This window comes from Streptomyces sp. NPDC096323, assembly GCF_040302845.1.
GTDB lineage: Bacteria > Actinomycetota > Actinomycetes > Streptomycetales > Streptomycetaceae > Streptomyces.
The window spans coordinates 222,435-249,315 of sequence record NZ_JBEOSI010000011.1 but is presented as its reverse complement, the minus strand read 5'-3'; the positions used below and the strand labels follow the sequence as shown (position 1 = coordinate 249,315).

General features: G+C 70.1%; 24 protein-coding genes. 12 read left to right on the top strand and 12 right to left on the bottom strand.

From position 1 onward, the window contains the following. The first annotated feature begins 165 nt into the window (after positions 1-165). Entirely contained in the window at positions 166-636 is a 471-nt protein-coding gene (locus ABTX18_RS29300; protein ID WP_352125781.1) for a BP74-related protein, read from the top strand. Positions 637-716: 80 nt separating this feature from the next. Here the strand turns inward: ABTX18_RS29300 and ABTX18_RS29295 are convergent, their stop codons facing one another. From ABTX18_RS29295 to ABTX18_RS29280, 4 genes are all read right to left on the bottom strand, one after another. Then, on the bottom strand, positions 717-1,529 hold the full coding sequence (locus tag ABTX18_RS29295) for an inositol monophosphatase family protein (protein WP_352125780.1): 813 nt from the start codon (positions 1,527-1,529) through the stop codon (positions 717-719). Between the two features lie 232 nt (positions 1,530-1,761). Next, entirely contained in the window at positions 1,762-4,155 is a 2,394-nt protein-coding gene (locus ABTX18_RS29290; RefSeq protein ID WP_352125779.1) for an ATP-binding cassette domain-containing protein, read from the bottom strand. An 88-nt stretch (positions 4,156-4,243) separates the two neighbouring features. Beyond that, a complete protein-coding gene (locus ABTX18_RS29285; protein WP_352125778.1) occupies positions 4,244-4,654 on the bottom strand; it encodes a VOC family protein in 411 nt (136 codons plus the stop codon). A gap of 10 nt (positions 4,655-4,664) precedes the next feature. Continuing rightward, positions 4,665-5,123 carry a helix-turn-helix transcriptional regulator gene (locus ABTX18_RS29280; protein WP_352125777.1) on the bottom strand — a complete coding sequence of 153 codons (459 nt, stop codon included), beginning with the start codon at positions 5,121-5,123 and terminating at the stop codon, positions 4,665-4,667. Positions 5,124-5,371: 248 nt separating this feature from the next. Here ABTX18_RS29280 and ABTX18_RS29275 point away from each other — a divergent pair, with 248 nt between their 5' ends. Next, the gene (locus tag ABTX18_RS29275; protein ID WP_352125776.1) at positions 5,372-7,000 is read left to right on the top strand and encodes an FG-GAP-like repeat-containing protein; all 1,629 of its coding nucleotides are present in this window, start codon (positions 5,372-5,374) and stop codon (positions 6,998-7,000) included. 143 nt (positions 7,001-7,143) lie between these two features. Here ABTX18_RS29275 and ABTX18_RS29270 read toward each other — a convergent pair whose 3' ends face one another. After that, complete coding sequence (locus ABTX18_RS29270; protein ID WP_352125775.1) at positions 7,144-9,216, bottom strand: glycosyl hydrolase family 28-related protein; 2,073 nt, start codon at positions 9,214-9,216, stop codon at positions 7,144-7,146. A 298-nt stretch (positions 9,217-9,514) separates the two neighbouring features. Then, positions 9,515-9,910 (bottom strand): ArsR/SmtB family transcription factor, encoded by a 396-nt coding sequence (locus ABTX18_RS29265; RefSeq protein WP_352125774.1) that lies wholly within the window; start codon positions 9,908-9,910, stop codon positions 9,515-9,517. Between the two features lie 95 nt (positions 9,911-10,005). Here ABTX18_RS29265 and ABTX18_RS29260 point away from each other — a divergent pair, with 95 nt between their 5' ends. After that, positions 10,006-12,000 (top strand): heavy metal translocating P-type ATPase, encoded by a 1,995-nt coding sequence (locus ABTX18_RS29260; RefSeq protein ID WP_352125773.1) that lies wholly within the window; start codon positions 10,006-10,008, stop codon positions 11,998-12,000. Then, complete coding sequence (locus ABTX18_RS29255) at positions 11,997-12,434, top strand: (2Fe-2S) ferredoxin domain-containing protein (RefSeq protein ID WP_352125772.1); 438 nt, start codon at positions 11,997-11,999, stop codon at positions 12,432-12,434. Before ABTX18_RS29260 ends, ABTX18_RS29255 begins: the two co-directional genes overlap by 4 nt. Before the next feature lie 16 nt (positions 12,435-12,450). Here ABTX18_RS29255 and ABTX18_RS29250 read toward each other — a convergent pair whose 3' ends face one another. Further along, entirely contained in the window at positions 12,451-12,693 is a 243-nt protein-coding gene (locus ABTX18_RS29250) for a hypothetical protein (protein ID WP_352125771.1), read from the bottom strand. After that, the gene (locus ABTX18_RS29245; protein WP_352125770.1) at positions 12,683-12,925 is read right to left on the bottom strand and encodes a hypothetical protein; all 243 of its coding nucleotides are present in this window, start codon (positions 12,923-12,925) and stop codon (positions 12,683-12,685) included. Before ABTX18_RS29245 ends, ABTX18_RS29250 begins: the two co-directional genes overlap by 11 nt. 113 nt (positions 12,926-13,038) lie before the next feature. Here ABTX18_RS29245 and ABTX18_RS29240 point away from each other — a divergent pair, with 113 nt between their 5' ends. The 6 genes from ABTX18_RS29240 (at position 13,039) to ABTX18_RS29215 (ending at position 18,035) form a co-directional block, all read left to right on the top strand. Then, positions 13,039-13,881: a helix-turn-helix domain-containing protein gene (locus ABTX18_RS29240; RefSeq protein WP_352125769.1), complete on the top strand. Its 843-nt coding sequence runs from the start codon at positions 13,039-13,041 to the stop codon at positions 13,879-13,881. Next, positions 13,862-14,128, top strand: a complete 267-nt coding sequence (locus ABTX18_RS29235; RefSeq protein WP_352125768.1) for a DUF397 domain-containing protein — start codon at positions 13,862-13,864, stop codon at positions 14,126-14,128. Before ABTX18_RS29240 ends, ABTX18_RS29235 begins: the two co-directional genes overlap by 20 nt. A gap of 55 nt (positions 14,129-14,183) precedes the next feature. Further along, entirely contained in the window at positions 14,184-15,059 is an 876-nt protein-coding gene (locus ABTX18_RS29230; RefSeq protein ID WP_352125767.1) for a hypothetical protein, read from the top strand. 186 nt (positions 15,060-15,245) lie between these two features. Beyond that, on the top strand, positions 15,246-15,548 hold the full coding sequence (locus tag ABTX18_RS29225) for a hypothetical protein (RefSeq protein ID WP_352125766.1): 303 nt from the start codon (positions 15,246-15,248) through the stop codon (positions 15,546-15,548). 346 nt (positions 15,549-15,894) lie between these two features. Beyond that, positions 15,895-16,587 carry a response regulator transcription factor gene (locus ABTX18_RS29220; protein WP_352125765.1) on the top strand — a complete coding sequence of 231 codons (693 nt, stop codon included), beginning with the start codon at positions 15,895-15,897 and terminating at the stop codon, positions 16,585-16,587. Beyond that, positions 16,584-18,035 carry a HAMP domain-containing sensor histidine kinase gene (locus ABTX18_RS29215; RefSeq protein ID WP_352125764.1) on the top strand — a complete coding sequence of 484 codons (1,452 nt, stop codon included), beginning with the start codon at positions 16,584-16,586 and terminating at the stop codon, positions 18,033-18,035. The genes ABTX18_RS29220 and ABTX18_RS29215 overlap by 4 nt, the downstream gene beginning before the upstream one ends. Positions 18,036-18,239: 204 nt before the next feature. Here ABTX18_RS29215 and ABTX18_RS29210 read toward each other — a convergent pair whose 3' ends face one another. Beyond that, the gene (locus ABTX18_RS29210; RefSeq protein ID WP_352125763.1) at positions 18,240-20,390 is read right to left on the bottom strand and encodes an MMPL family transporter; all 2,151 of its coding nucleotides are present in this window, start codon (positions 20,388-20,390) and stop codon (positions 18,240-18,242) included. 86 nt (positions 20,391-20,476) lie between these two features. Further along, the gene (locus tag ABTX18_RS29205; RefSeq protein WP_352125762.1) at positions 20,477-20,926 is read right to left on the bottom strand and encodes a hypothetical protein; all 450 of its coding nucleotides are present in this window, start codon (positions 20,924-20,926) and stop codon (positions 20,477-20,479) included. A gap of 745 nt (positions 20,927-21,671) precedes the next feature. Here ABTX18_RS29205 and ABTX18_RS29200 point away from each other — a divergent pair. Further along, positions 21,672-22,088, top strand: a complete 417-nt coding sequence (locus ABTX18_RS29200) for a hypothetical protein (protein ID WP_352125761.1) — start codon at positions 21,672-21,674, stop codon at positions 22,086-22,088. A 315-nt stretch (positions 22,089-22,403) separates the two neighbouring features. Further along, complete coding sequence (locus ABTX18_RS29195; protein ID WP_352125760.1) at positions 22,404-23,246, top strand: hypothetical protein; 843 nt, start codon at positions 22,404-22,406, stop codon at positions 23,244-23,246. Between the two features lie 42 nt (positions 23,247-23,288). On the opposite strand, the gene ABTX18_RS29190 is transcribed toward ABTX18_RS29195, so the two are convergent. Together ABTX18_RS29190 and ABTX18_RS29185 are read right to left on the bottom strand one after the other, a co-directional pair. After that, positions 23,289-25,610 carry a hypothetical protein gene (locus ABTX18_RS29190; RefSeq protein WP_352125759.1) on the bottom strand — a complete coding sequence of 774 codons (2,322 nt, stop codon included), beginning with the start codon at positions 25,608-25,610 and terminating at the stop codon, positions 23,289-23,291. A gap of 240 nt (positions 25,611-25,850) precedes the next feature. Further along, positions 25,851-26,588, bottom strand: coding sequence for a DUF6333 family protein (locus tag ABTX18_RS29185; protein ID WP_352125758.1), 738 nt, complete (start codon positions 26,586-26,588; stop codon positions 25,851-25,853). Positions 26,589-26,881 lie beyond the last annotated feature (293 nt).

Below are 26,881 nucleotides of genomic sequence, written 5' to 3'. Positions count from 1 at the left end.
TCCCCTCAGCGTCCCACGATCGTGTGACAGACGCACCGAACACGCTGCGTTCCAGGGCGAACCACTCAGCGCGTCGCGCGCTCGCACAGAGTGTTGCATGCGCTACTTTGCGTGACGAGACGACCATGATGATCATGGTCTCCCCCGTATCCCTGGAGACATCCCGTGCGACACCTCTTCACGAAGGCCGCGAGCCTCGCGGCCGTGGCCATGCTCGCCTTCACTGCCGCCCAGCCCGCCCAGGCCACCCAGGCCACCCAGAGCCGGGAGGGGGCGCGCGCCGCGGCGGTCGCGCCCGCGTACTTCGAGATGACCGACATCACGCGGAGCACGTTCATCGTGAAGCTGGTCGAGGAGGACCAGATCAACCACGCGCGGGACCTCGTGAGCGGTGCCACGACGAGCGAGCCGCACGTCGTCGGCCGCATTCTGAAGCGCCAGGCCGACTACAACCCGCGGTGGAGCTACCACCTCGACCCGCAGACGGTCCGGTTCTTCGACGTCGCCATCGAGGTCTGCGACGCGACGATTCCGTACGTCGAGGACCACCTCGACGAAGCGGGCGGCGCCTTCCTGCCCGGAGCCTACTTCTGCCCCTGGACCTCGACGCTCGTGAAGGAAGTCCCGGCCCCGTAAGGCCGGTCGCGCGACGGAAGGGCGGGCACCCTGGGAGGGTGGCCGCCCTTCCGTCGCGCGTCACCCTCCCGGAGAACTCATCAGCCGGCCGGAGCCTGGGCCCTCACCATCCCCAGCAGCGCCGCATGCGTCTCCCGGTCGGCCGCCGCGATCAGTCCGCCCCGCCCGGTGTGCGGCGGCAGGCCGCGCAGGTCCGTCACCACACAGCCGGCGGCTTCGCACAGCGCGATCCCGGCCGCGAAGTGCACGCTGTCGCGCAGGTCGCCGTCGGTGACGTACGCGGCCCTGCGCCCGGCGGCGACCCAGGCCACGGCCAGCGTGGTGGAGACGACGCGCGGTCGGAACCGCTCGCTGAACTCGGGGGCGGCGAGGAGGTGTACGGCCCGGAAGTCCGGTGCGTTCGGGAACGGTGCGTCAAGGTTGACGTCGACCAGGCAGGAGCCGGGCGACGGCGACAACTCCTCGTCCACGCCGTCCTTCCGGACGAAGGCGCCTACCCCGTCGGTCCAGAACACCTCGCCGCTGAACGGGTCGGCGGATGCGGCCGCCGTGACGCCGGACCCCACCCGCAGGGCGACGTTCACCGCGACCAGCATGTTCTGCACGGCGTAGTTCAACGTGCCGCACAACGGATCAACCAGCCACCTGCGCTCCGCACCGCCCGCGCCGGTCTCCCCGCTCTCCTCGCCCGTGACAGCGTCATCGGGCCGGGCCGTGCGCAGCACGCCGAGGATGGCGTCCTCGGCAGCGACGTCCGCGTCCGTCGCGAAGTCACCGCCGGCCTTCTCCGTACGCGACAGCACGGTCCCGTACATGCCACGAACCACCGCCGCTCCCGCCTGCGCCGCTTCGACGGCCAGTTGCACATCGCTTGCCATGCTCACGCTCACCATGCCCTGTAGGCGCCGCACGGCGGCGGCCCGCTCCCCGGAGCGCACTCGCAGCAGAGCAGCACACACCGCCCGGCCCGTACGCCCCCCTACCTAGCGGGCGCAGAGGCCATGAGCTTGAGAGCGCCCCCCACCGAACGGGCGCAGAGACCAAGGGCTCGAGGCCCCGTACCGAACGGGCGGAGGAACCCGGGGCTTGAGCCCCGGGCCCCTCCGCCGCCACTACCGCGCGGTGTCAGCCGCCCACGTACGCCGCCAAGTGCTCGCCCGTAAGGGTGGAGCGGGCTTCGACCAGGTCCGCGGGCGTGCCCTCGAAGACGACCTTGCCGCCGTCGTGACCGGCCCCGGGGCCCAGGTCGATGATCCAGTCGGCGTGCGCCATCACGGCCTGGTGGTGCTCGACGACGATGACGGACTTGCCGGAGTCCACGAGCCGGTCGAGCAGGCCGAGCAACTGCTCGACGTCGGCGAGGTGCAGTCCGGTGGTCGGCTCGTCGAGGACGTAGACGCCGCCCTTGTCGCCCATGTGCGTGGCCAGCTTGAGGCGTTGCCGCTCGCCGCCGGACAGCGTGGTGAGCGGCTGGCCGAGGCTGAGGTAGCCGAGGCCGACGTCGGCGAGCCGGTCGAGGATGCGGTGCGCGGCCGGCAGGGCCGCCTCGCCCGCGCCGAAGAACTCCTCCGCCTCGGCGACCGACATCGCGAGCACCTCGCTGATGTCCCGCCCGCCGAGCTTGTACTCCAGCACCGCCGGCTGGAACCGCTTGCCCTCGCAGTCCTCGCACGGGGTGGCGACCCCGGCCATCATCGCCAGGTCCATGTAGATGACGCCGGCCCCGTTGCAGGTGGGGCAGGCGCCCTCGGAGTTGGCGCTGAACAGCGCCGGCTTCACGCCGTTCGCCTTGGCGAACGCCTTGCGGATCGGCTCGAGCAGCCCGGTGTACGTCGCCGGGTTGCTGCGCCGCGAACCGCGGATCGGGCTCTGGTCGATCGACACCACGCCCTCGCCCGCCGGGATCGAGCCGTGTACGAGCGAGCTCTTGCCGGAACCGGCGACTCCGGTGACGACGACGAGGACCCCGAGAGGGACGTCGACGTCGACCTTCCGCAGGTTGTTCGCCGTGGCGCCGCGGATCTCCAGCGCGCCGGTGGGCTCGCGCACCGCGTCCTTGGCGGCGGCCCGGTCGTCGAAGTGGCGGCCGGTGATCGTGTCGCTCGCCCGCAGCCCGTCGACCGTGCCCTCGAAGCAGACGGTGCCGCCGCCCGAGCCCGCGCCGGGGCCGAGGTCGACGACATGGTCGGCGATCACGATCGTCTCCGGCTTGTGCTCGACGACGAGCACCGTGTTGCCCTTGTCGCGCAGCCGCAGCAGCAGGTTGTTCATCCGCTCGATGTCGTGCGGGTGCAGCCCGATAGTGGGCTCGTCGAAGACGTACGTGACGTCGGTGAGCGAGGAGCCGAGGTGGCGGATCATCTTCACGCGCTGCGCCTCGCCGCCGGACAGCGTGCCCGCGGGCCGCTCCAGCGAGAGGTAGCCGAGGCCGATCTCCACGAACGAGTCCAGGGTCTGCTGCAGCGCGTCGAGCAGCGGCGCCACCGACGGCTCCTCGATGCCGCGCACCCATTCGGCCAGGTCCCTGATCTCCATCGCACAGGCGTCGGCGATGCTGATCCGCTTGATCTTCGAGGACCGGGCGCCCTCGCTCAGGCGCGTACCGTCGCACTCCGGGCAGGTGGTGAAGGTGACCGCACGCTCCACGAACGCCCGGATGTGGGGCTGCATCGCCTCCTTGTCCTTGGACAGGAACGACTTCTGGATCTTGGGGATCAGACCCTCGTACGTGAGGTTGACGCCGTTGACCTTGACCTTGACCGGCTCCCCGTACAGGAAGTCCCGCAGTTCCTTCTTGGTGTACTTCGCGATCGGCTTGTCCGGGTCGACGAAGCCGGACTGGGCGTAGACCTGCACGGTCCACTGGCTGTCCGACTTCCAGCCGGGGATGGTGAACGCACCCTCGGAGAGCGACTTGGAGTCGTCGTAGAGCTGGGTGAGGTCGATGTCGGAGACCGAGCCCCGGCCCTCGCAGCGCACACACATCCCGCCGGTGCGCTGGAAGGTCGCCTTCTCCGCCTTGGTCCTGCCGCCGCGCTCGACCGTGATCGCGCCGCTCGCCCGGACCGACGCGGTGTTGAAGGAGTACGCGCTGGGCGGGCCGATGTGCGGCTTGGCGAGGCGGCTGAACAGGATGCGCAGCATCGCGTTGGCGTCGGTGGCGGTGCCGACCGTGGAGCGGGGGTCGGCGCCCATCCGCTGCTGGTCGACGCTGATCGCGGTGGTCAGCCCTTCGAGTACGTCGACCTCGGGCCGGGCGAGGGTGGGCATGAAGCCCTGGACGAACGCGCTGTAGGTCTCGTTGATCAGCCGCTGCGACTCCGCGGCGATCGTGCCGAACACCAGTGAGCTCTTGCCGGAGCCGGAGACGCCGGTGAACACGGTCAGCCGGCGCTTCGGGATGTCGACGCTGACGTCCTTGAGGTTGTTCACGCGCGCGCCGTGCACCCGGATCAGGTCGTGGCTGTCGCCCGCGTGCGGCGCGGACGACGCCGAGTCCGCCCTCTTGGCCCTGGTCATCGTGTCTCCATCCGTTGGCGGGACCGCCCGCGCGGTCCCGTCGGCTTGCTTCGTACGGCTTGCGGCTGTGGTCGTTTCCCGGGTCGGGTCAGTGCCGTTCCTGGACGCGGATCAGGTTGCCCGCGGGGTCCCGGACGGCGAAGTCGCGGACGCCGTAGGGCTGCTCGGTCGGCTCCTGGACGATCTCGCCGGTAGCGGCCTGCACCTTCTCGAACGTGCCGTCGAGGTCGGGCGTGGCCAGCAGGACGCGGGCGAACGTGCCCTTCTCCATCATCCCGACGACGGTGGCACGCTCCTCGTCGGTGACGGACGGATCGGCGTACGGCGGCTCCAGAACGATCGACGTGCCGGGCTGCCCGACGGGTCCGACCGTGATCCAGCGCATCGCGCCCTGGCCGACGTCGCCCCGTACCTCGAAGCCGAGGACGTCGCGGTAGAAGGCGACGGAGGCGTCCGGGTCGTTGTGCGGAAGGAACGTGGAGTGAATGTTGATGTCCATGTCCGTCACGCTATTCCGGCTTCCTGGCGGGCGCTTCTCGATTCCTGACCGGTCGTGTCACCTGCTTCTCCAGGCACGACGGCACCCCCGCGCCACCCTGCTCGGCCTGCTGCGCCTCCGTCTGACGCCGGTAGACGCTGGGCGGAACCCCGACCAGTTCGGTGAAGCGGGTGCTGAACGTCCCCAGGGACGAGCAGCCGACCTCGAAGCAGATCTCGGTGACGCTGAGGTCGCCGCGGCGCAGCAGCGCCATCGCCCGTTCGATGCGCCGGGTCATGAGGTAGCCGTACGGGGGCTCGCCGTAGGCCCGCCGGAACTCCCGGCTGAGATGCCCCGCAGACATGTGCACGCCACGGGCGAGCGCTTCGACGTCCAGCGGCTGCGCGTACTGCCTGTCGATGCGGTCCCGGACGCGGCGGAGCCGCGCGAGGTCGCTCAGGTGCTGTGCCGGATCGGTTCTGCTGGTCACCGTGGAATCGTGCCACGCCGGGTCGGGCGATACCCGGTGTTGGCGCAATACCGGCACCGGACCGGCTGGCCATTACGGGCTCTCCCGCCACGTTTCTCCTGGTGAGCGAGGTTTGCCGACTGCTATCTTCCTCAAGATCTCGGACACGGATGCCATGGGGTGGGGAATCCTGGCCTGCCGTCCGCGAGGGAGGCGCCGCTCGCAACGGGTGGCCCGTCAGAGGGAGGGCGAGCTTGATCCACTCACGCATGTCAAAGGTACTGTCTTCGGCGGCCGGCATTGCCGCGATGATCGCGTTCGCGGCCCCCGTGACAGGCGTGGCTGCCGCGGCTCCCGCCGCTGCCCTGGAGCCTCGGTACGACACCGACGGAGATGGAATCACCGACCGCGTCGAGCTCAGGACGGACGGCACGACCACCATCGCGCTCAGCGGGGGTACAACCGGCTCGGCCTTCACCATCGGGACAAGGGCCGACGCCGAGAATCGCCCCAAGGACATCATTCCGGTGGGAAACATCTACGGAACAGCGGCGCCCGACCTGCTGGCTCTGTGGCCGAACGGTGAACTGGCCGCCTACGAGGCCGCGGGCACGAACGGCACCACCTACCGCACGGTCATCGGTTACGGCTGGCAGATGTTCAACAAGATCCTCTCGCCGGGCGATGTGACCCGCGACGGCCAGTCGGATCTCCTCGGCCGTACGCCCTCGGGCGACCTCTACCTCTACCGGAGCACCCCCGGCGCGCCTGCGCCGTTCGCCACCCGTATCCGTGTGGGCGGCGGGTGGCAGGTGTACGACCAACTCGTGGGGACCGGCGATGTGGACGGCGATCGCATCGGCGACATCATCGCCAGGACGCCCATGGGAGAGCTCTACTTCTACAAGGGCACCGGTGCTTCAACCGGTGCTCCGTTCAAGGCACGGGTCAAAGTCGGTCATGGCTATCAGATGTACAACCAACTGATAGCCGCGGACGACCTGAACGCTGACGGCCGTGCAGACTTCGTCGCACGCACGCCGGACGGCACCATGTACCGGTACCTGGCCTCCGGCGGAGGTGGCTTCGCCGCACGCCAGAAATCCGGCGCCGGCGGGCAGCACATCTCGCTGTACGCCGGAGGCGGCGGCCTACCGCTGTACGGCAAGGGCGAGCTCCTGACGATCGACCGCTCGTACGACCACTATCTGCGGCCCGCTCTGGCCAACGGGCGGTTCGGCGCTCCCGTACTGAACGACTCGTTCTTCCAAGATTCCTTCGAAGGCACGCTCAGCTCCGCACTCGACGCGAGCGGCAGGGCCCAGAAGGTCGAAGTGGAACCGGGCTATCTGTACGCCGATGGGCCGGGATGGATCAGCGATAGCCCGGTGTGGGCCGGTTACACGTCCATCGTCGGCCCTGGTGACCTCACCGGTGACGGCAAGGGCGACCTGCTGGGTCTCGGATTCGACGGCGTCCTGTATCTGCACCGGAACAGGAGCGACGAAGTCGTGGGGACCTCTGCCCTGAGCACCCGGGTCCGGGTCGGCGGTGGCTGGAACGTGTACAGCAAACTGGTCAGTGGCGGCGACCACAGCGGCGACGGCCGCCCCGACCTGATCGCGCGGAGGTACGACGGCAACCTGTACCTCTACATGGGCACCGGATCCGTGTCCTCGCCCTTCACGGCGCCCGTCCTGATAGGCGGCGGCTGGAAGTCATACACGCAACTGGCCTCGCCCGGCGACCTGACTGGCGACGGCCGCGCCGACCTCGTCGCTGTCGACGCGACCGGAGCGGTCTACCGGTACGACGCCACGGGTCGCACCGGCACACAGGCCTTCGCCCCTCGCGTGAAGATCGCCTCCGGCTGGCAGAACTACACGCTCATCTACTGACTCCCCGGCGACGGGACTGCGCGGACGGCATGGGGCCGGGGGGCTCCCCTCGGCCCCCGGACAGCGCCGACCGGTGAGTGTCGACTGCCCCGTCCCCGGGCCGCGCCCTTCCGCGACCGAAGACGGGGACCGTCAGGCCGCGATCACCACGCCCCCGGCGCCGGCGGCGGGACGACCGGCGGCCGGTCGTCGCAGGTGATCGTGTTGGGCAGCAGCCAGGGGGCGAGCCAGTCGCCGTCGTTGCCGCCCAGGTCCGCGAGGGAGAACTCCGAACCGGTCGCCGCGAAGTGGAAGGACCCGCAGTTGTTGACGCCGACCGCGCCGACGTGGCGCGCGTCCACGTTCTCGAAGCTCGCCCCGCCCGCCGCGCGGGCGCTCAGCACCGAGGTGCCGGTGCCGTCGACCCGGATGTCCTTGAAGTGGACGCCCTCGATGTCGTACTGGTCCTTCACCGCCCAGTCGGAGACGAGCATGATCGCGTTGTACGTGCTGTCGAGGTAGTGGTCGCCGGTGACCCGGATGTCGGCCGCGTCGATGCTCTTGTCCAGGGCGAAGACCCACAGCGCGCCGAGCCCGATCTTCCAGTTCAGCTCGTACGTACCGGCGCGCACCGTCGTGTTGTCGCGAAGGGTCAGCTTTCCGGTGAACGGCTCGGCGCCGAAGCGGGCGCCGATGTGCAGGGCGCTGCCCTCGCGGACCGGGTCGGCGACCAGGTTGTCCGACACGGTGTTGTCGGTGCCGCCGTAGACGGCGATGCCGTTGGCGAGGACCGGCGTCTGGACGGTGTTGTGGTCGAAGGTGTTGCGGGCGTTCGCCGTCTTCTCGGACCACATCGCGAGGCCGTCGTCGCCCGAGTTGCGTACGAAGGTGTGCGACACCCGTGAATCGGTCACGCCGGTGTGGAAGTTGATGGCGTCGGCGATCTGGTCGACGATCGTGTTGCCGCTGATCCGCAGGTTCCTCATCGGCCCGTCGAACCACATGCCGACCTTGGTGTGGCTGATGTGCAGCCCCTCGACGGTCGAGTCGCTCAGTGCGCCACCGATCGCGTTGACCTGGTCGGTGTCGATCCGTTCCCGTACGTCGCCCTCGATGGCGAAGCCGGACAGATGGACGTTGCGACTGCCGCCGTCGGCCGCGGACTTCCCGTAGAAACCGACTCCGGTGTGGGTCGAGCCGTCTGTGGCGGGCTCGTCGAGCGCGACCTCCCGCCCCTTGATCTTCGTGTACCAGTTGCCCGCTCCGGTGATCGTGACGTCGTCGACGACGATGTGCCGGTCGACCCGGTACGTGCCCGGCGGGACGTACACCTTGAGGTGCGCGCGCCGTGCGAAGGCGATGGCCTTCTCGATGGCGCCCGCCGCATCGCGCCGGCCGGTCGGATCGGCCCCGAAGGCGAGGGCGTTGGCGGCGAGGAGTTCGACGTGCGGACGGCCGACGAGCTCCGAGTCCAGCAGGTCGACGACCGTCCACGCGGCCCGGCTCCCGGCGGGGACGGTGAGCCGTACGGTGTCGCCCGCGCGGTACGTCCGGCCGAGCAGCAGGCGCTGTTCGTCGTAGAAGTGGCTGGGCCGGAAGGGCTTCGCGATCTCCGGTACGGGGGTGGTCGCGGCCGGCACGCAGGAGCACTCGGTGATCCACCAGTCGGGGTGGAGCAGCCCCGCGCCCGGGTCGTTGGAGAACGGGTACTGGTTGTACAGCCACGAGTACTGCGAGGTCAGCGTCATCGTGGAACGCTTCTTGCCGTTCACCGCGACGTCCAGCGGCGCCGTCATCCCGCCGCCGCCCGGCGCGTCCGGGATGCTGTAGCGGACGGTGATCGCGTTGGCCGCGCTCGGCAGCGTGAACTCGACGTGCTCCCCCGCCTCCAGGCGGACCGCCTGCCGGCCGGACGCCTCGGACGGGAGCGTGTACGCGGTGCGGTCGGGGCCGATGACCGTGCCGTCGGTGACCGCGTTCTCGGCCTCCTGCTCGGCGAACGCCACCTTCGCGCCCCGGCCGGTGACGAGCGCCGGGTCGAGGGCGGCCCGGGTGACGACGGGGGCCGGGGCGGCGGGTGCCGGGGCGGCGGCAGGTCGGGCGCCCGCGGGCGTACCGGCCAGCACCCCGAGGCCGACGGCGGCCGCGGTCATCGAGGCGACGGCGGCGGCGTACAGCCCTGCCCGCCGCGGTCTTCGCGTGCTCGTCGCTCCGTAACCGCTGATCTTCCGTGACATCGCAGGCCCGTTTCTCTGAGGCGGTCTGAAGAAATCCGTGGAGCTCTGGGGAGAGGTGAACGACCCGGGCGCCGGGTGGGGCGGCGGCCGAGAAGGTGAGCCGACAGTAGGACCCGCACGACCCGGCCCACAAGACTCCTGCGAGCAGATTTCGAGAGCTTGACGATTAACTGCGTTGACTTATCGTCTTTTTGCGCACGGCGGCAGCATCATTGCGGGAGCCCACACGGAGGCACCGCATGGAACGGCGTGATGTGGACAGGGATCTGCCAGCGAGGGACTTGCCGGGCGCGATCGACTACCGCTGAACCGGGGCCGGCCCCGAAGCGCCCTCGCCGGCCGGGGCGTCGCGCAGGCCGAGTCGCAGGTGTTCGACGTGGAAGAGGGCCTGCCCCAGAAGCTCGGCGACGTGGTTGTCGTAGAGGGCGTAGACGATGGAGCGGCCCCGGCGTTCCCCCGTGACAAGCCCGAGGTTGCGCAGCAGGCGGAGCTGGTGGGAGCAGGCCGAGGCCTCCATGCCCACGGCCTCGGCGAGGTCGCCGACCGCGCAGGGGCCTTCCTGGAGCCGGGCCAGGATGTACAGCCGCGAAGGGGTGGCCAGGGCCTGAAGGGTGGCGGCGACATCGCTCGCGCCCGCCGCGTCCAGGCGCTCGCGGGGCGTGGCGTGGTTCCTGTCGTCGACTTTGTGACCCATAGAGCCCATCCTACCGGCGACACCTGAAAACCTGTTCAGGTATTCCTGTACGGTGGACGCGTTGCCGCCCTCCGCCCCGAAGAGGTTGTCCCGCCATGCCTTCCGACCTGCTCCAGCGGCCCGAAAGGGCTGCTCCGGCCACCGCGCATACGGCCCCGAGGCGGCGCACCCGGGTATTCGCCCTCCCCGAGACCCGCTGGGCCGCCGCCGCGCTGGTGCTGTTCCTGCTCGCGCTGCCGCTCCAGCCGGCCGGCGCACCCGCATGGGTCTGGGGCCCGCTCTACGCCGCCGCCTACGTCACCGGCGGGTGGGAGCCCGCCTGGGCAGGGCTCGGGGCGCTGCGGAAGAAGACCCTGGATGTGGACCTGCTGATGATCGTGGCCGCGCTCGGGGCGGCCTCGATCGGGCAGGTGATGGACGGCGCGCTGCTGATCGTCATCTTCGCCACCTCCGGAGCCCTGGAGGCGCTGGCCACCGCCCGCACCCAGGACGCGGTACGCGGTCTGCTCGACCTCGCTCCCGCCACGGCCACCCTGGTGGCCGACGACGGGAGCGAGTCGACGGTGCCCACCGAGGACCTGACGGTCGGCGACACCGTCCTTGTCCGCCCCGGCGAGCGGATCGGCGCGGACGGCCACGTCCTCTCCGGAGCCGGCGAGGTGGACCAGGCCACCATCACCGGGGAGCCGCTGCCGGTCGCGAAGGAGACCGGGGACGCGGTCTTCGCCGGCACGCTCAACGGCACGGGCGCGCTGCGGGTGAAAGTCGGGCGGGACCCCTCCGACTCGGTGATCGCCCGGATCGTGGCCATGGTCGAGGAGGCTTCAGAAACGAAGGCGCCCACCCAGCTGTTCATCGAGAAGGTCGAGCAGCGGTACAGCCTGGGCATGGTCGTCGCGACCCTGGCGGTCTTCCTGGTCCCCCTCGCGTACGGCGCCGACCTGACCGGTTCGCTGCTGCGGGCGATGACCTTCATGATCGTGGCCTCGCCGTGCGCGGTGGTCCTGGCGACCATGCCGCCGCTGCTCTCGGCGATCGCCAACGCCGGACGGCACGGCGTCCTGGTGAAGTCGGCCGTGGTCATGGAGCGGCTCGGGCAGGTCGACGCGGTCGCCCTGGACAAGACGGGCACCCTGACCGAGGGCACCCCGCGCGTCACGGACATCCGCCCCCTGGACAGCGACGGCTCCGGGCCGACCGCGGACGCGTTGCTGGCACTGGCCGCCGGTGCCGAGCACCCCAGCGAACACCCGTTGGCGCGTGCCGTCGTGGAGGCCGCCCGCGCCCGGGGCCTCGCCATCGCCGACGCGCTCGACTTCACCTCCGCCCCCGGCGTCGGCGTCACCGCGACGGTCGACGGCCACCGGGTAGCGGTCGGCGCCCCCTCCCGCCTGCTCGTCGGCGGGGAAACGAACGGCACCCCCGCCGCCCGCATCGCGGCGGAGCTGGAGGACGGCGGCCGCACGGCCGTCCTGGTCCTGCGCGACGGCGCCCCCGTCGGCGTCCTCGGCATCGCCGACCGGCTGCGGCCCGACGCCGCCGCGACCACCGCCGCCCTGACCACCCTCACCGGCAGCACCCCGATCCTGGTGACAGGCGACAACCCCCGCGCCGCCGCCCGCCTGGCCGCCGAGGCCGGCATCACCGGCGAGAACGTCCACGCCGGCCTGCTGCCCGAGGACAAGGTCGACGCCGTACGCCGCCTGGAGGCCCGAGGACGCAAAGTGCTGTTCATCGGTGACGGCGTCAACGACGCCCCCGCCCTGGCCGCCGCCCACACCGGCATCGCTCTGGGCAGGGCCGGCTCCGACCTCGCCCTGGAGACCGCGGACGCCGTCATCGTCCGCGACGAACTCGCCACCGTCCCCACCGTGATCGCCCTCTCGCGGGCGGCCCGCCGCCTGGTGGTGCAGAACCTGGTCATCGCCGCGGTCTTCATCTCCGGCCTGGTCGTCTGGGACCTGGTGGGCCACCTGCCGCTGCCCCTCGGCGTGCTCGGCCACGAGGGCTCGACCGTCATCGTCGGCCTCAACGGGCTGCGCCTGTTGCGGGACGCCGCCTGGAACCGCGCCGCGCAGGACATCCGATGAGCCGCCGCACCAGGAAGGCCGCGCCCGGGAAGACAGCCGGCCGCAAGGCCGCCCCCACGCCGGAAGCCACCCGGCCCACCGTCACCGTCTGCCGCGGCTGCTGCTGCGGCACCCCGGAGAAGGTGCCGCATCTGGACCACGAAGCCCAGCTCAGCGACCTGCGCACCCAGTTGGCCGCAGTCGCGATGGTCCGGCGGACCGACTGCCTGGACGCGTGCGAGCGCGCCAACGTCATCGTCATCCAGCCATCCGCCGAAGGCCGCAGGGCCGGTGGCCGCCCGGTCTGGCTCGGGCAGGTCAACGACCCCGGCGCCGCCGCCGACATCGCCGCCTGGGTCCGCGAAGGCGGCCCCGGCCTTGCCGAGCCACCCGACATCCTCGACCTGTACACCTTCGCCCCCTCCCGCCGCGTCCGCCACGAACTCGAAGACTGACCGCGCCCTCACCGAGTCACCGAGGCAGCTGCCCCTCCCGGTTGACCTCCGTCACCCGCGCCCGCAGCACGAGCCCCGGCGGCGCCGGCCGGACCCGGTCGGGCGGGCAGTCCCACTCCGCGCCGCCCCCGGGCGGCCGCAGCTGCACATACGGGCCGACCCGCCCCATCACCCGTCCCACCCGCCCGTCCCGCTCATCGACCGCGAAGGACCCGGGCTCCGGCGTACACGCCTCCAGCCCATCGGCGTCAGCCGCCATGACCCGCGCCCTTGCCCTCCAGCACCTGCGACAGCCGCAACGCCGTATCGAGGTTGCAGCGGCCCAGGTCAAGGAGCACCACGGGATCGTCGCCCGCGAAGGAGACCGGGTCGATCCGCAGCGAGGGCAGCACGACCCCCACCCCCGCGAACCCTCCCCGCAACCGCGCCACCAGCTCCTCGGCCTCCCGCACTCTGCCCGCTGCCGCTTTGCGCCGCTCCGTAGTCGTCATGATCCATTCCTTCCACTCTGCGTAGTGTCAATGCATACCCAGCGTGGCCAATCTCTCGTTAGCCTGGAAGAGGTGCCGTTCCAACAACCGCACATGTGCCACAGGGAGTTGTCATGCCAGGTCCCAGAAAGCTCGACCCCTCCTCCTCGCCGCGCGCCCTTCTCGGCGCGGAACTGCGCCACAGAAGAGAGGACGCGGGCCTCTCCCAGGCCGAACTCGGCGCCCCGCTCTTCGTCAGCGGCTCGTTCATCGGACAGCTGGAATCCGGAGTCCGGCGGATGCAGATGGACCAGGCGGAGAAGTTCGACGAGGTGCTGGGCGCGGACGGCTTCTTCGTACGGAACTGCACGGCGCTGAAGACGTCGAAGTACCCGGAACACTTCGCGGAGGCAGCGGAGGCGGAGGCCCGCGCGACGGCGATCCGGGAGTACGCACCTCAGCTCATCCCGGGGCTGTTGCAGACGGAGGCGTATGCGCGGGCAGTGTTCCGGGAGGGACTCCCTACCGCCACCGAGAGCGCGATCGACGAGTTGGTGGCGGCGAGGCTGGAGCGCGCGCAGATCCTCACCGATCCAACACTCCCCATGTTGTGGGTCGTACTGGATGAGGCAGTGCTGCGGCGAAAGGTCGGCGGCCCCGGGACCATGGCACAGGAGCTAAGACACCTCGCCACTCTGGCCAGGGCGCACCGCATCATTCTTCAAGTGCTGCCCTTCTCCGAAGGCGGCCACGCCGCAATGGGTGGCGGCCTCAAACTGATGGCCTTCTCTGATGCGCCACCACTCGCCTACCTGGACAGTCTGGGCTCCGGTCAACTTCTCGATGAGCCGTCAAAGGTCAGAAGATACGAACTGACCTACGATCTACTGGTAGCCAGCGCGTGCTCCCCGGCAGCATCCCTGGCCTTGATCGAATCGGTGGCGGAGGATTACGACCATGAAGCTGAGCGATCCTGACTACGACCTGTCCACGGTGATCTGGCGCAAGTCCTCCTACAGCGACGCAAGCGGCGGCAACTGCCTGGAGATGGGCACCTGGCGCAAGTCCACGTACAGCGGCGGAGACGGCGGCAACTGCCTCGAAGTGCTCGACGGTGTCCCCGAGATCGTCCCCGTCCGCGACTCCAAGATGACGGACGGCCCGGCGCTGGTGTTCCGGGCGGCGGCCTGGTCGACGTTCGTAGCCGGGCTGAAGAGGTCGTAGACGCGCGCCAACCCCGGAGCGCAAGCGCCAACACCCTCGGGTGTTCAATCAGCGGATGACCGAAACCGATGTCGACCTAGGCACTGTCACCGCGCCCTCAGGGATGCTCGTGCTGGGCATGGCGGGCTGGATCGACTACTGGCCGCAACTGGGAAGCCCTCTGTCCGAGCGGGCCCGTACCGCGATAGCCACGGGTGCCGGCCACCTCTACGGTCCCGAGGCCACCGAGCCGTCTGCATGGATGTGTGAGGCGATCGCTGTCGCAGCCGCCGCAGACCGGCCTCTTCCGGTGCGGGCACGGACATCGGCCTCGCCCTTCGACGGGGAACCGGCCATCGCGGTTCTCGAGGTCGGCCTCGGGCTGCCCTGGCCCGGCCCCGAAGACGGCGAACCCGTGCAGCTCGGGGACCTGCCGGTCGACCGGTGCGGCATGGTTCTGGGCGACGCCCAGGCGCTGGACGGCTTCATCGGCCTGGGCGGCGAGTCCACCGACGGCCTGGCGGACGTCACGTACTGGGGGAAGTACGAAGACGCCGTCCATGCCCAGTTCGGCGGCGACCGAATCCCGCAGGAGCCCGGCGGGCACGGCCCGCGTGGATGGCTCGACCTCCCCATGGCCGAGGCCGAAGCGGTCGCCGAACGGCTCGAAACCTGGGCCCGCGAAGGACCCGGCAACGGCCTGATGGTCTCCGTCGACGCACACACCGACTTCCACCGGTTCACCCGGGCCGGATGGAATCACCCCCTGCTGGCCGGCACCATCGACCTCGACGCCTGCCAAGTCCTCGGTCTCGGCTGGGACCCCGGAGATCACTCCATGCGCCACCGCGGGGAGCGGGCCTACGAGCAGGTCTATCCCGCCACCCTCGAACCCCGCGCCGGCGAAGCGGTCCTGCGCTGGACGATCCCGCCGTACGACCCTGACCGGTGAACCGCCCCCGCAGCACGCAGCCGGGCTGCGGGGATGGGCCGGTCGGGTACCGCAAATCCCGCTCCCGGCGGCCGCAGGTGCGCGGGCTCGGGCTCACCTTTCGTGCAGGCGGACTGAGTGTGATGTCAGAGGCGTGTGGTGGGGTGGCCGGATTCTGCCGTCGCGATCCGCTGGGAGACCGCCTTCATGCCCGTGTACTCGTCGCTCACCCAAGCCCTGGCCGAGGCCTTGGTCGATGTCCTGTGGTTCATCGACAGCAGTGAGGACGAGCAGATGGATCCGGACGACGCCGTCAAGCTCCTGGAGGGTGTCGCCCACGTGGTCAGCAAGCTGTCGATCCATCAACGGACCGAGTTGTCCGACCTGCTCGCGACGATGGCCGAAGCCGAGAACGACCCCGCGCGACGGAAGTTCCTGGAGGAAATCCCGGAAGACTTCGGGCTCCTTGAGCCGGCCAACGGCCCAGTCGGCCCGCTCCTCAAAAGTTGAGATCGAAGTAGGCGATAGCGACCGCCCCTGAGATGGCGTTTCATCCATGCCCGAGCGCCCACATCTATCTCAACTTCGCGTTGCGCGAGGGTCCGTCCTGACCGAGTGCGGAACGGCCTGGCCGCCGGACTGTGCGGGCAAGCTGGTCGACGTCCGTGGCCGGACGTGAAGAGCGGAGTCGCCCCTGCCGTGCCCGCGAAAGGCAGAGTCGAACTTCCATGTCCCAGCGGCAAGCCCGGCATACTGAGCGTCATCCAACGGCCGGAAGCAGACGCTCTAATCCTGGCCTCAGGTTGACCGGCGACAATGAGCGGCAAAAGCATCGACGGGAAGGGGACGGGCCAGCGTGCGGATCATGATCGCGGATGATGAAGCGGCCATCCGTGAGTCGCTGGAGCGGGTCCTCCAGGTCGAGGGTTACGACACCAGCACCGTCGCCAACGGTCTCGCCGTACTCGACGGGGTCGGTGGGGCCGGCGGTGACACACTGGATCTGCTGATCCTCGACGTGATGATGCCCCGCCTCGGCGGGTTGGAGACCTGCCGGCGGTTGCGGGCCGCGGGTCGTGATTTGCCGGTGCTGATGCTGACCGCCCGTGACCAGGTCTCCGACCGGGTCACGGGGCTGGACGCGGGCGCCGATGACTACCTGCCCAAGCCGTTCGCCACCGAGGAGTTGCTGGCCCGGGTGCGGGCCCTGCTGCGCCGGCGCACGCCGACCGACGAGGAGTCGCAGATCCTGGCGTTCGCCGATGTCCGGCTCGATCCCGACAGGTTCGAGGCGTGGCGGGGCGGGCGGCCGCTGCGCCTGACCCGGACCGAGTTCTCCCTCCTGCAGGTCCTCCTGCGCAACGCGACCCGGGTCTTGACCCGCGACGCGCTGTTCGAGGCGATCTGGGGCTTCGACATGAGCGCCACCGCCAACAACCTCCAGGTTTACGTGAGCTACCTGCGCCGCAAGATGGAGGCCGAGGGAGAGCCGCGATTGATCTACACGCTGCGCGGCCTGGGATACACGTTGCGGGAGACTCCTCCGTGAACAGGCCCGCCGGCCGGGAACCACGTCGGCTGACCCGATGGTGGCGCCGGCGGTCCCTGCGGACCAGGCTGACGGTGATCGCGGCGACGGCCATCGCGGTCAGCGTGTTCGCGGCCTTCCAGGTGGCCAGCGAGCTACTGGACCGGGAGCTGCAGGACACCGCCGAGAATCAGCTACGCGCCGACTCCCGCGTCCTGGCGACGAACGCGGAGCGCGCCGGTCTGGCGCAGGTCCAGCTACCGCCGTATCCCGGATCCGGTCGGCTGGTGCGGGTCATCCTGCCCGACGGCTCGATCCGGACGCCGGTCGGCCAACCCGCGCTGCCCCCCGTCAGCGAGCACGCCGGGCGCGTGGCGCAGGGCGCGTCGGCCGACCTGATGGAGTCGGACGACAGCGACGACGACGGCTACCTCATCTACACGCTGCGGGCCGGCGACGGCGCGGTCCAGGTGGCCCGCGTCACCGACGACAGCCCGGTCAACCGGTTCGGGTTGGGCATGCTGCTGATCGGGCTGCTCTGCGTGGTCGGCGGCGCCCTTGTCGGGCGGACCGTGGCGCGGACCGGGCTGGCACCGATCGACCGGCTGACCGCCGCCGCGGTACGTGTCGCGCACACCCGGGATCTCGACGCCGACATCCCGGATGAGGGCGGTGGGGAGATCCGGCGGCTGATCCAGTCGATCAACGACATGCTCGCCGCGCTCCGGGACTCCCGTCGGGCCCAGCGGTTGCTCGCCGAGGACGCCGCCCACGAGCTCAAGACCCCGCTCACCAGCCTGCGCCTCAACGCCGAGCTGCTGATCCGGCTCGATCGGCGCGGTGCGCTGGACAGCGCGTTGCCGGCGGAGAGCCGGACCCGGCTGCTCAATGATCTCGGCGCCCAGGTGGCCGAGTTGAGCACGCTTGCCGCCGAGCTGACCGACCTGGCGCGCGGTGACGTCAGCGACGAGAGCACCGAGGTGCTCGACCTCGCCGACGTGGTGGTGGCCGCCGCGACCCGGGCGCGTTCCCGCATGCCCGACATCGAGGTCGCGCTCGACGTGACTTCTGTGTGGGTGAGCGGGCGTCCCGCTGCGCTCCAGCGGGCGGTGCTCAATCTCATCGACAACGCCGGCAAGTGGTCCCCCTCGGACCAACCGGTCCAGGTCCGGCTCCGTGCCGAGGGCGCGTCGGCGGTGTTCGAAGTCGACGACGCCGGGCCGGGCATCGACGCCGCCGACGTACCGCGGGTGTTCGACCGCTTCTACCGTGCCGACAGCGCCCGGGCGTTGCCGGGATCCGGTCTGGGGCTGTCGATCGTGCAGCGGGTCGTCGACGCCCACGGCGGCCGGGCCACCGTCGCCCGCTCCGCACGCGGTGGCGCGCTGCTTCGGGTCGGCCTTCCAGCCGCTGCCCCGCCCGCCCCTGTCGCGCGGCTCACCGTCGGGGAGGACACCGCGGCGCGCTGACCCGCCCCGGCGGCGCAGGACAAGGCACGGCGGCCCTCGGACATGGCCCCGCGCGGCTCACCGTCGGGGCAGGCCACCGCGATGCGCCGACCCCGGCCCCGGCGCGTGGCGCAGGACCAAAGGGCGGCGACCGTCGGGCCCGTGAAGAAATGATCCGGGACGGGGCCTGGGTCCCCGTCCCGGATCTCGTCCGTGCCGCCGCGCTCACCGCCGCAGCGCGGGCTCCTCGTCGTCAGCGAGCGACCGTTGACCGTCCGGCAGCTCCGCCGCTGGACGGGACAGCCGGCTCGGCCACCAGATCCGCCGGCCGATCAGCAAGGTCAGGGCGGGCACCAGGACCGACCGCACCAGCAGGGCGTCGAGCAGCACGCCGAAGGCGACCAGGAACCCGACCTCGATCAGCATCACCAGCGGAAGTGTGGCGAGGACCGCGAACGTGGCCGCCAGGACCATGCCCGCCGAGGTGATGACGCCCCCGGTGGCCGAGAGGGCTTTGAGCATGCCTTCTCCGGTGCCGAGACGCACGGTCTCCTCCCGGGCCCTGCTGGCCAGGAAGATGTTGTAGTCGACGCCGAGCGCCACCAGGAACAGGAATGCCAGCAGCGGCACCGAATAGTCGATCCCCTTGAACCCGAGGATCGTGTCGAAGACGAACACGCTGCCGCCGAAGGCCGCGGCGAACGAGACGATCACGGTGGCCATCAGGACCAGCGGGGCCAGGATCGCGCGCAGCAGCAGCCCGAGGACGATCAGGACGACGGCGAGCACCAGCGGGATCACCAGCTTCTCGTCGCGCTTGGTGGTCACTTCGGTGTCGAGGTTCTCCGCACTCGGCCCGCCGACGATCGCCTCCGCCCCGCTCACCGCGTGCACGGCGGTGCGCAGCCGCTTGATCGTGTCGTACTCTGCGACGGTGTCCGGCGCGTCCTTCGGGAACACGGAGATGTTGGCCCAGCCACCGCTGGTCTGCTCCGGAATGGCCAGAGCCACACCGCGAGTGTCCTTGACGATGTCGAGCACCCGCTCCTGGTGCGCCGGCCGCGTGAAGATCGTCATCGGCTGGCCGCCGAGCTCCGGGAAGTGCTGGCGGAGAACGGTGAAGCCGGTGACCGACTCCGGCGCGGACAGGAACTGGTCCTGCTCCCGCAGGGCGCCGGTGTTGCCCGCCAGCCCGAGGGCGAGCACGCCGAGAACTCCGAGCGAGCCGAGCGTCGCCACCCACCGGCGGCGGCTGATGGCGGCGCCAAGCCGTCCCCACAGCCCCGGCTTCTCCTCAACGGCCGTACTGAACCGCGGGATGGCCGGCCAGAAGATCCGCCTGCCGAGCACCACGAGCACCGCCGGGAACAGCGTCAGCATGGCCACCAGCGCGCACAGGATGCCGACCGCACCGATCGGGCCCAACCCGCTGGTGCTGTTCAGGTCGGCGACGAGCAGGCAGAGCAGGCCGGCGACCACGGTGGCCGCGGACGCGACGATGGCCGGCGCCGCGCCGCGTAGCGCGTGGACCATCGCGACCCGGACGTTCTCATGGTGGTGCAGTGCCTCCCGATATCGAGCGATGAGCAACAGCGCGTAGTCCGTGCCGACGCCGAATACCAGGATCGTCAGCAGCGCCGAGTTCTGGTCGTTGACCACGATGCCGAAGCCCTTGACGAGCAGGTAGACCGTCCCCATCGAGGTCAGTGCGGCCGCCCCGACGGCTACCAGCGGGATGATCCACAACACCGGGCTGCGGTAGGTGAGGATGAGCAGGAGCGTGACGACGACGATGGTCGTGAGGAGGACCTGCACGTCGATGCCGTCGAAGACGGCATCCATGTCGCCGTCGATCGCGCCCGGGCCGGTCACGTCGAGTTCCAGGCCGGAGGGGCGGTCCTTCGCGGCGTCACGCAACGGGCCGACGATGTCCTCCGGTGCGCCGTAGGTCGTGCTCACCTCGAGGGTGAACATCATCGCCTTGCGGTCGGCGGAGGGGCTCGTCGGTGAGCCCTCGTCGTCCTCGCCGGCCGCCGCCTTCGACTTCGGCGGGTACCGCTTGGCGAGGGTGTCGTAGTGGCGCTCGACCGTCGCGCGGTCGGCGTCGGTCATGCCGTCGGCGCGGTGGTACACGAAGACGAACGTGTTGTCGTCACCGCCGGGGAGACTGTCGTCCAGCACCGCCACCTTGGTGGACTCGGCACTGGCCGGCAGGGTGTCTACGGCGCTGTCGGTGGTGACCGAGCTCAACTTTCCGCTCAGCGGCACCATGCCCGCCGCCAGCACCAGCCACAAGCCAATCACCAACCATGGCACCCACCGGCCTGCCAACCGACCGGCCGGCGCTTCCCCGGACGGCGCTGCGTTGACTGCCATCACTAGCCTCCTACATACGGGTTGCATCGCTTATCTGGATGCCTACTTCGTACGGAGCGAACCTGAGACGACTGTTAATACGGTGCTCAGGCCGGTTGGCCGAACCCTGTGCCCAGCGACCGCGCCGGCGTGGTGGCGTCGAGGTCCTGCCCGGTAGGCAAGGCCCGGGCAGCCGTCGGGCCGGATGAGCGACGCGTCGACGTCCACCCGGTCCGTGCGGGCGGTGACGGCGTTGACCCGTCCGTCCACGCGGCCACGGCGTCGCGGGCCTCCGCTCGGTCGACGAGGTCGAGCAGGAGCCCACGCCTCTCACGCAGCAGACCCGCCGACCGGGTCACCGCGGTGATGACGTCCGGGTCGCGCCGCTCCAGCGTCAACTTCATGTCCGGGCACAGGGTGCCGACGAACCGGTGGTCGTCGCCCAGGTCGTACCGGACGTCCATGCCGGCGAGCCAGTCGGCGACGTACCGGTGGGCGTCGTCGAGGGCGCGGGCGCAAGGTCCCCTCTCCGTGGCGCCGGCTGCCGGTCGTCGCACTGCCCCAGCCCTTACCCTCCCCGCCCCGGACCTGGCGGGAGTGAAGATCCGATGCAGGATGAGTGCCTGGGCATATCGGCACCGGCGGCGGGCCACTACCCTCAATCACCTTCCACCAGCGCCCACTTCAGCCTGGGCGCTCACACTCCCTGGGGGACCGGGATGGCTTCCGTACTTCCGACGATCATCGTCGTGTTCTTCCTTGTCGTGCTCGTCGCCTGGATAGTCTCAGCGTTCACCGGCGGGCGGAGGGGTGGCGGCGGCAACCGTCGATGAGGGTGCGAATGCGCCCACCCCCGTGACGCCGCCATCGCCGCGTCCATCACGGGCTGTGCGACGGCGCCGAGATGTCACGCCCCGCACCGCTGCCCACCGTCCGTCCGTGAACCCGCCCCCTGTCGACCCTCAGTCCCCCACGGGTTGACCGCCACGATGCCGCCAGCGCCGACCTCGAGCCGGACCCTGAGAATCGCCCACCAGAAGAACAACGCCACGGCCATCCATGCCCCCATGGTGAGCCACACAGCTTGCCCCCACAGATAGGGGCGACGCCTCCAGAAAGTTGAGATCGAAGTAGGCAATAGCGACCGCCCATGACGTGGCCTTTCTCCGCACTCGAGCGCCCACATCGATCTCAACTTTCCTCGGGGTCCGGATGACGAGCCAAGTCGTCGACGAGACACAGCTGTTGCCCGCATGACGCCAACCGGGAGAGACTGGACGCGAGCCGAAAGCAGGTGCGCCCGTGCCAGCAGCCGAACCGGAGAACGTCGCCTGGTTGACCGAGAGGAAGCTGGCCCGAGCCTGGCCGACCATCCGGTCGACCTGCCTGCAGGCCACCGCGAACGCCAACGGAGTCCGCAGCAGCCACCACGTGTCGCACTCCACGTGGGGCCAGACCAGTTGGAGCGCCTACCACCCCGCAGACGTTGCCCGGGTGGCCGCTGCCATCACCGACGGCACCGCAGTGCTCCAGCCGCACTGGCGGAACGACACCCCCGAGGCGAAGGAACTCGATCGGCGCCTCCGTCGGAAGAACCTGCCCGGTGCCATCGGGTGCGCCCTGCTCATCGCGATCGGGGTGGCGATCGTCGTCGCCTTCCTGGTTCTCACCTGGAACGCCTCCGGATCTGGATCATCTTCGCCCTCCTACTGGCACTGACCGGCACAGAGCCCACCGGCCCCCGAAATCCCTCGGAGCTCAAGCCCCGAGATCCGAGCGCTCTTTCAGCGGAATGGGTGGCGGGATTGATTCCCACCCGCCCTCCCTGCCCGCCGGGTTGACTTTTCGCGACCGACTTGCGACGGAGGGTAATGACGCTCTAGCGTCAGCCTCGACACGACGGCCCCCGCCGGTGCGCAAACACCGAGCAGGGGCCTGACCAGGACGATCGTGAAAGGCGATCCCATGGCTGCCAGTCAGTTTAGTGGTGCCCCTGTTCCCGCACCCTGCCCCGCGCCCACGCTCGACCATCCGATGGCCAATCCCGGATACGGCAAGCGTTCGGCCCCGGGCCAACGGCCCGTTACGGGCCACGATTTCGCGCACCTTCTGCCCCGCGACGCCGCCATCGCCTCGTACATCGACGGGCTGTGCGAGGGTGCCGACATCTCCGTGAAGACCCTCGCCAAGGTGCTGCCGTACGGGCAGTGCGCGCTGCGGACCTCGCTGAACCGGCTCCAGGAGGAGGGGCATCTGCGGCGGGGCAGTGAGTGCGTAGCGACCGAGGAGGCACTGATCTGGGTCACCCGCACGTTCTTCTCCCGCACCACGCGCGACGACGAGTGGTGGGCGGCGTACACCCGGGGCGACGTACCGCAGGAGCAGCAGCAACGGGCCACCCGCTCGCGGTCGTTCATCCTGCTGGCCGCGCTGGGAAGGACCGCGCCCTCCTTGTCGCTGTCGGAGGCGCACTGCGTGCGGCTGGAACCGCAGGTCAGCGAGTGGTTCGAGCGGGGGGCGACCGAGGCGGAGATCATGTGCGCGCTGACGCAGGGGCTCCCGGCCCAGGTATACAGCCCTGTCGCGTTCGTCGGCCGCAGGCTGCTCGACAAACTGCCGCCCGCGCGCATCACCCCCGTACGCGAGGTCGTCCTGCGGACCCTGGAATGCAGTGAGTGCCGGGCCCCCGGCAGCCCCGAGGCGATGCGGGGCGGCGTGTGCGGAGCCTGCCGCGGCAAGCCCGGCGACGCACCCCGGGGCCCGGCGGGTGCCGTGCCCGTGGAGGGCGTACGGGCCCGGATGAGCGCGGTCCGGGCGGGGCTGGCGTCCCGGGAGGCGGCGGGGAACACGGCTGTCCCCCGCACCCGGACCTACTGAGGAACGGGGGCGGGGGACAGGACAGCGTCCGCGCGGGAAGGGTCAGCTGCCCGCGGTCCTCCTGCGTCGCATCCACCACGTCAGCGCGCCGCCCACGACGGCGAGCGCCGCAGCGGCCGCGATGATCGGGCCGACCGGCAGGTCGCTGCCGGTGTGGGCGAGGTCGCCGCTCGGGTCCTTGGCCGGCGGGGTGGTGTGGTCCCCACCGGGCGCGGAGTGGGTGGGCGTCGGCGACGACGGAGTGTCCGTCGGCTTCGGACCGCCCGTACCGGTCGGCGTGGGCGTCGGCTTCGGCGTCGGCTTCGGATTCTCCGGACTCGTCGGCTGATCGGCCGTGCTCCCGCCGAGATAGGCGGTCTCACTGTCCTGGTAGGTCACCTGGGCCTGCACGGACGTCTTGGTGGTCTTGTCCAGGCCCTTGTGCTCGGTGTTGAACTGGACACGGGTGATGTTCTTCTTCGGCGCCTTGGAGAAGTCGACCCCGCCCATGGACAGGATCCACACCTTGCCGTCGTAGACGCGCTCGAACTTGTAGTCACCGTTCCGGAACGAGTCGACGTAACTGTCGTAGACGGTCTTCTTGTCCCAGTCCTTGTTCTCGCCCCTGAGCGGCCACCGCTTGACGTCATTGCTGTCGATGATCTTGCGGAAGTCGGTCGCCTGCACGGCGTCCTTGCGGCGGATGTACTCCGCGGCCACCCGCGAGGAGTAGACACGACGCAGGTCGCCGTAGGACTTGTCCTCGTTCACCCGGCGCTCGAGCTCCGGCCGGATCATGGTGCGGATCAGGGTCTCGGCCTGCTTGGTCTGCGCCTCGGTGAGCTTGCACCCGCCCTGCGGCACGTCGGGACCGGTGGGAACCTCCATGTTGACCTGCAGCGGCGCGTCGAGGATGTAGATCCCGCCGTCCTGCTCGCGGACCTTCGCGGGCTTCGGGGTGATCCACTGGCGGATGACGGGCAGGCAGGGCATGCCCTCCGGGGTACGGGGCGCCGCCTTCCAGAAGGCCTCCCCGCGCTCGTACTTGTCCGGGTTCATCGCGTCCGCGTAGTCGTGCTTGAGCGTCAGGTCGGACTCCAGCAGGACCCGGCCGGCATCCGTCTTCGCGAACTCCTTGTCCATGATCACGTCGGGGCGGATCGGGTTGAGGTTGACCCAGAACTTGTCCGGGGTCAGGGCGAGCCAGGTGAAGAAGGCGTCCGACGCGAGCTGGAGCTTGGCGTCACCGCCGTATCCCGGCTCCGTGTCCGGGTCCTTCACGTAGTCGGCCTTCATCGAGTAGTCGAGACCCTTGCCCTTGACCGGCGTACCGACGTAGTTGATCTCCATGGTGGAGAAGTCGATGCCGCCCGGCCCCCGGCCGAAGTAGCCGCCACGGTTGTTCTGGTTGTACTGCGCCTGGAGCCGGCGCGCCTCCTCGACCGTCTTGCCCGAGCGCAGGGCCTCGTCGATGATCGGCCCCCTGCCGCCCTTGAGCGGATCGGGGTTGAAGCGCTTGTCGTAGTTCGTGTACACGTTCGGCTTCTGGGTGCGCTCGATCGCGTTGGACCGGCGCTCGTTGACCCCGGCCTGGGTGCGGCTGGTGCCACGGTCACGCTTGAGGTCGTCGTCGAACTGCTTGATCAGGTCCTTCGTCGATCCCTCGGTCTTCGCGCCGGTCAGATACCGGAACGTCGACTTCGGCCGCTCCTTGGCGATCTGCCGGTCGGCGACCAGCTGGTCCTTCTCGATCTTGCCGTTGGACTTGGCCTCGACCTTGACCTCGGTACGCCGCTGGTGCATGTCGACGACACGGGTGCGCTTCTCCCCGGTGACGGGGTCCTTGTACTCGATGGGGTCCTGGCACCACCAGTCCGGGCCGACCATGTTGTACTTCTTCACCATGCGGGACTCGAACGCCTCGCCCCGGCGCGGGTTGCCGTGGTTGCCGATGTAGCGCACGTCGAGGAAGCGGGCGAAGTCCTTGTAGCCCTTGGCCGAGTCGTACTGCTTGTTGTAGCGGGCGTAGATCTCCATGACCTTGTCCGCGGGGTTCTTCGACTTGTTGTACGCGCGCTGCCACTTGCGGTAGTTCTTCCCCGCCTTGTCGCGCTGGGCCTGGGTCGGCGGCTGCACCCCGTCGTACGCCTTGGCCGGGTTGTCGTACGTGTAGTTCTCGTCGTTCGGCCACGCGTCGTACGGGAGGTTCGCGGGCGGCCCCGAGTCGGCCGGGGTGGACGGGAACTTCTTGCCGAGATACTTCTCGTCACACCTCACGGCCTTGACGTTGGGCGCCTTCGCAGCCTCGGCCTGGTCAAGGTCCGGAAGGCCGGTCAGCGTCAGGGCCGCCGCCGCGGTGACGGCGAGCGCGAGACGCGGCCACACACGCCGATGGCGCGTTGGATGATGTATGTGGATACTCACTGACTTCTCCCCGTGGAGCGGCGCCGTTGGTACTGAGGCCAACTGATCTGTGAGCGCCGTCCGTTGAACAATCTAGGGGCGAGCCCCTTGAAAGCCAGGGGTTAAGTGGCCATGTCCCCGCCAAATCTTCGCATTTCCGTATCGCTACCTTCAGAACTCACTGCCGCTCCCCGTTCCGGCCCGGTATCCGGCGGCCCCCGGCTACTCGCCGTCGAACCCGTCCGGCTCCCCGATCCAGGTGTCCTCCAGATCACCGGCGACCTCTTCGGTGCGCCGGACCCGGAACACCGACAGCACCCGCCCGGCACGCGCCATCGGGGCCACCCGCCCCAGGGCCAGCCGCGTCAGCCCCTCCCAGGCGAACTCTTCTGGGTCGTCGTCGAGTTCAATGCCCGCCTCCGCCCGCTCCTGCCCACCGATCCCGAAAACCTCGACGACCTCCCGCACGGAACCCTCACGGTCCCAGTCCCCCTCGCCGCTCCACCCGGCGGCAAACAGCCGCACGCCGTCGGGGTGAAGGATCACGTGGGCGCCGTAGGACGCGGAGTGGTCGATCCGCGCCGAGCCGATGACGACCGCGCCGGGGAAGCGTGCGGCCAGCGCGTCAGCCTGCTCGGCAAGAGGGAAGGAGCCGTCGGTGGACGCCAGCGCCGGATCGTTGACCTCGGTCACCGGCCCCCAGCAGCCGACGCCGACCAGATCGAGATCCGCCCGCGTGCCGAACGGCGCCCGCTCGACCGCCTCGATCCGCCCGGACTCCCCCACCACCGCGTCGACCGTCCCGAGCGACGCGGTCAACTCCCGTGCCCGCACGGGGTCGTGGGCGGGTAGTACGCCGCTCCCGCCCGGAAAGGGGGCCTCGACGACGGTGAGCCGGAACTCCCCGTGCTGCGCGATGCCCCGGTCCGGCGGGTACTCCCAGAAGTCGTCGTAGCTCATGCGCACATCTCCGCGTTCGGGAACAGCAACAGGAACGAGAGACCCTAGGCGGGGCCGTCCTGCCGGGCAACCACGCCGGGCCCACGCCGGCCCCACGCCGGGGCAGATCCGGTTCACCCTCTTGGGCGGGCATCGCCTGGGGGCAGGCATCGCCTGAGGGCAGGCGTCGCCTCGGGGCTGGCATCGCCGCAGCCTTGACGGCGGCCACCGCCTGCGAGCCTCCGGGGGGACGACAAGTCCGCCGCACCGGCACCGGCCGGGCAACGCTCTCTGCCCCCGGGGACCCTGGCCGC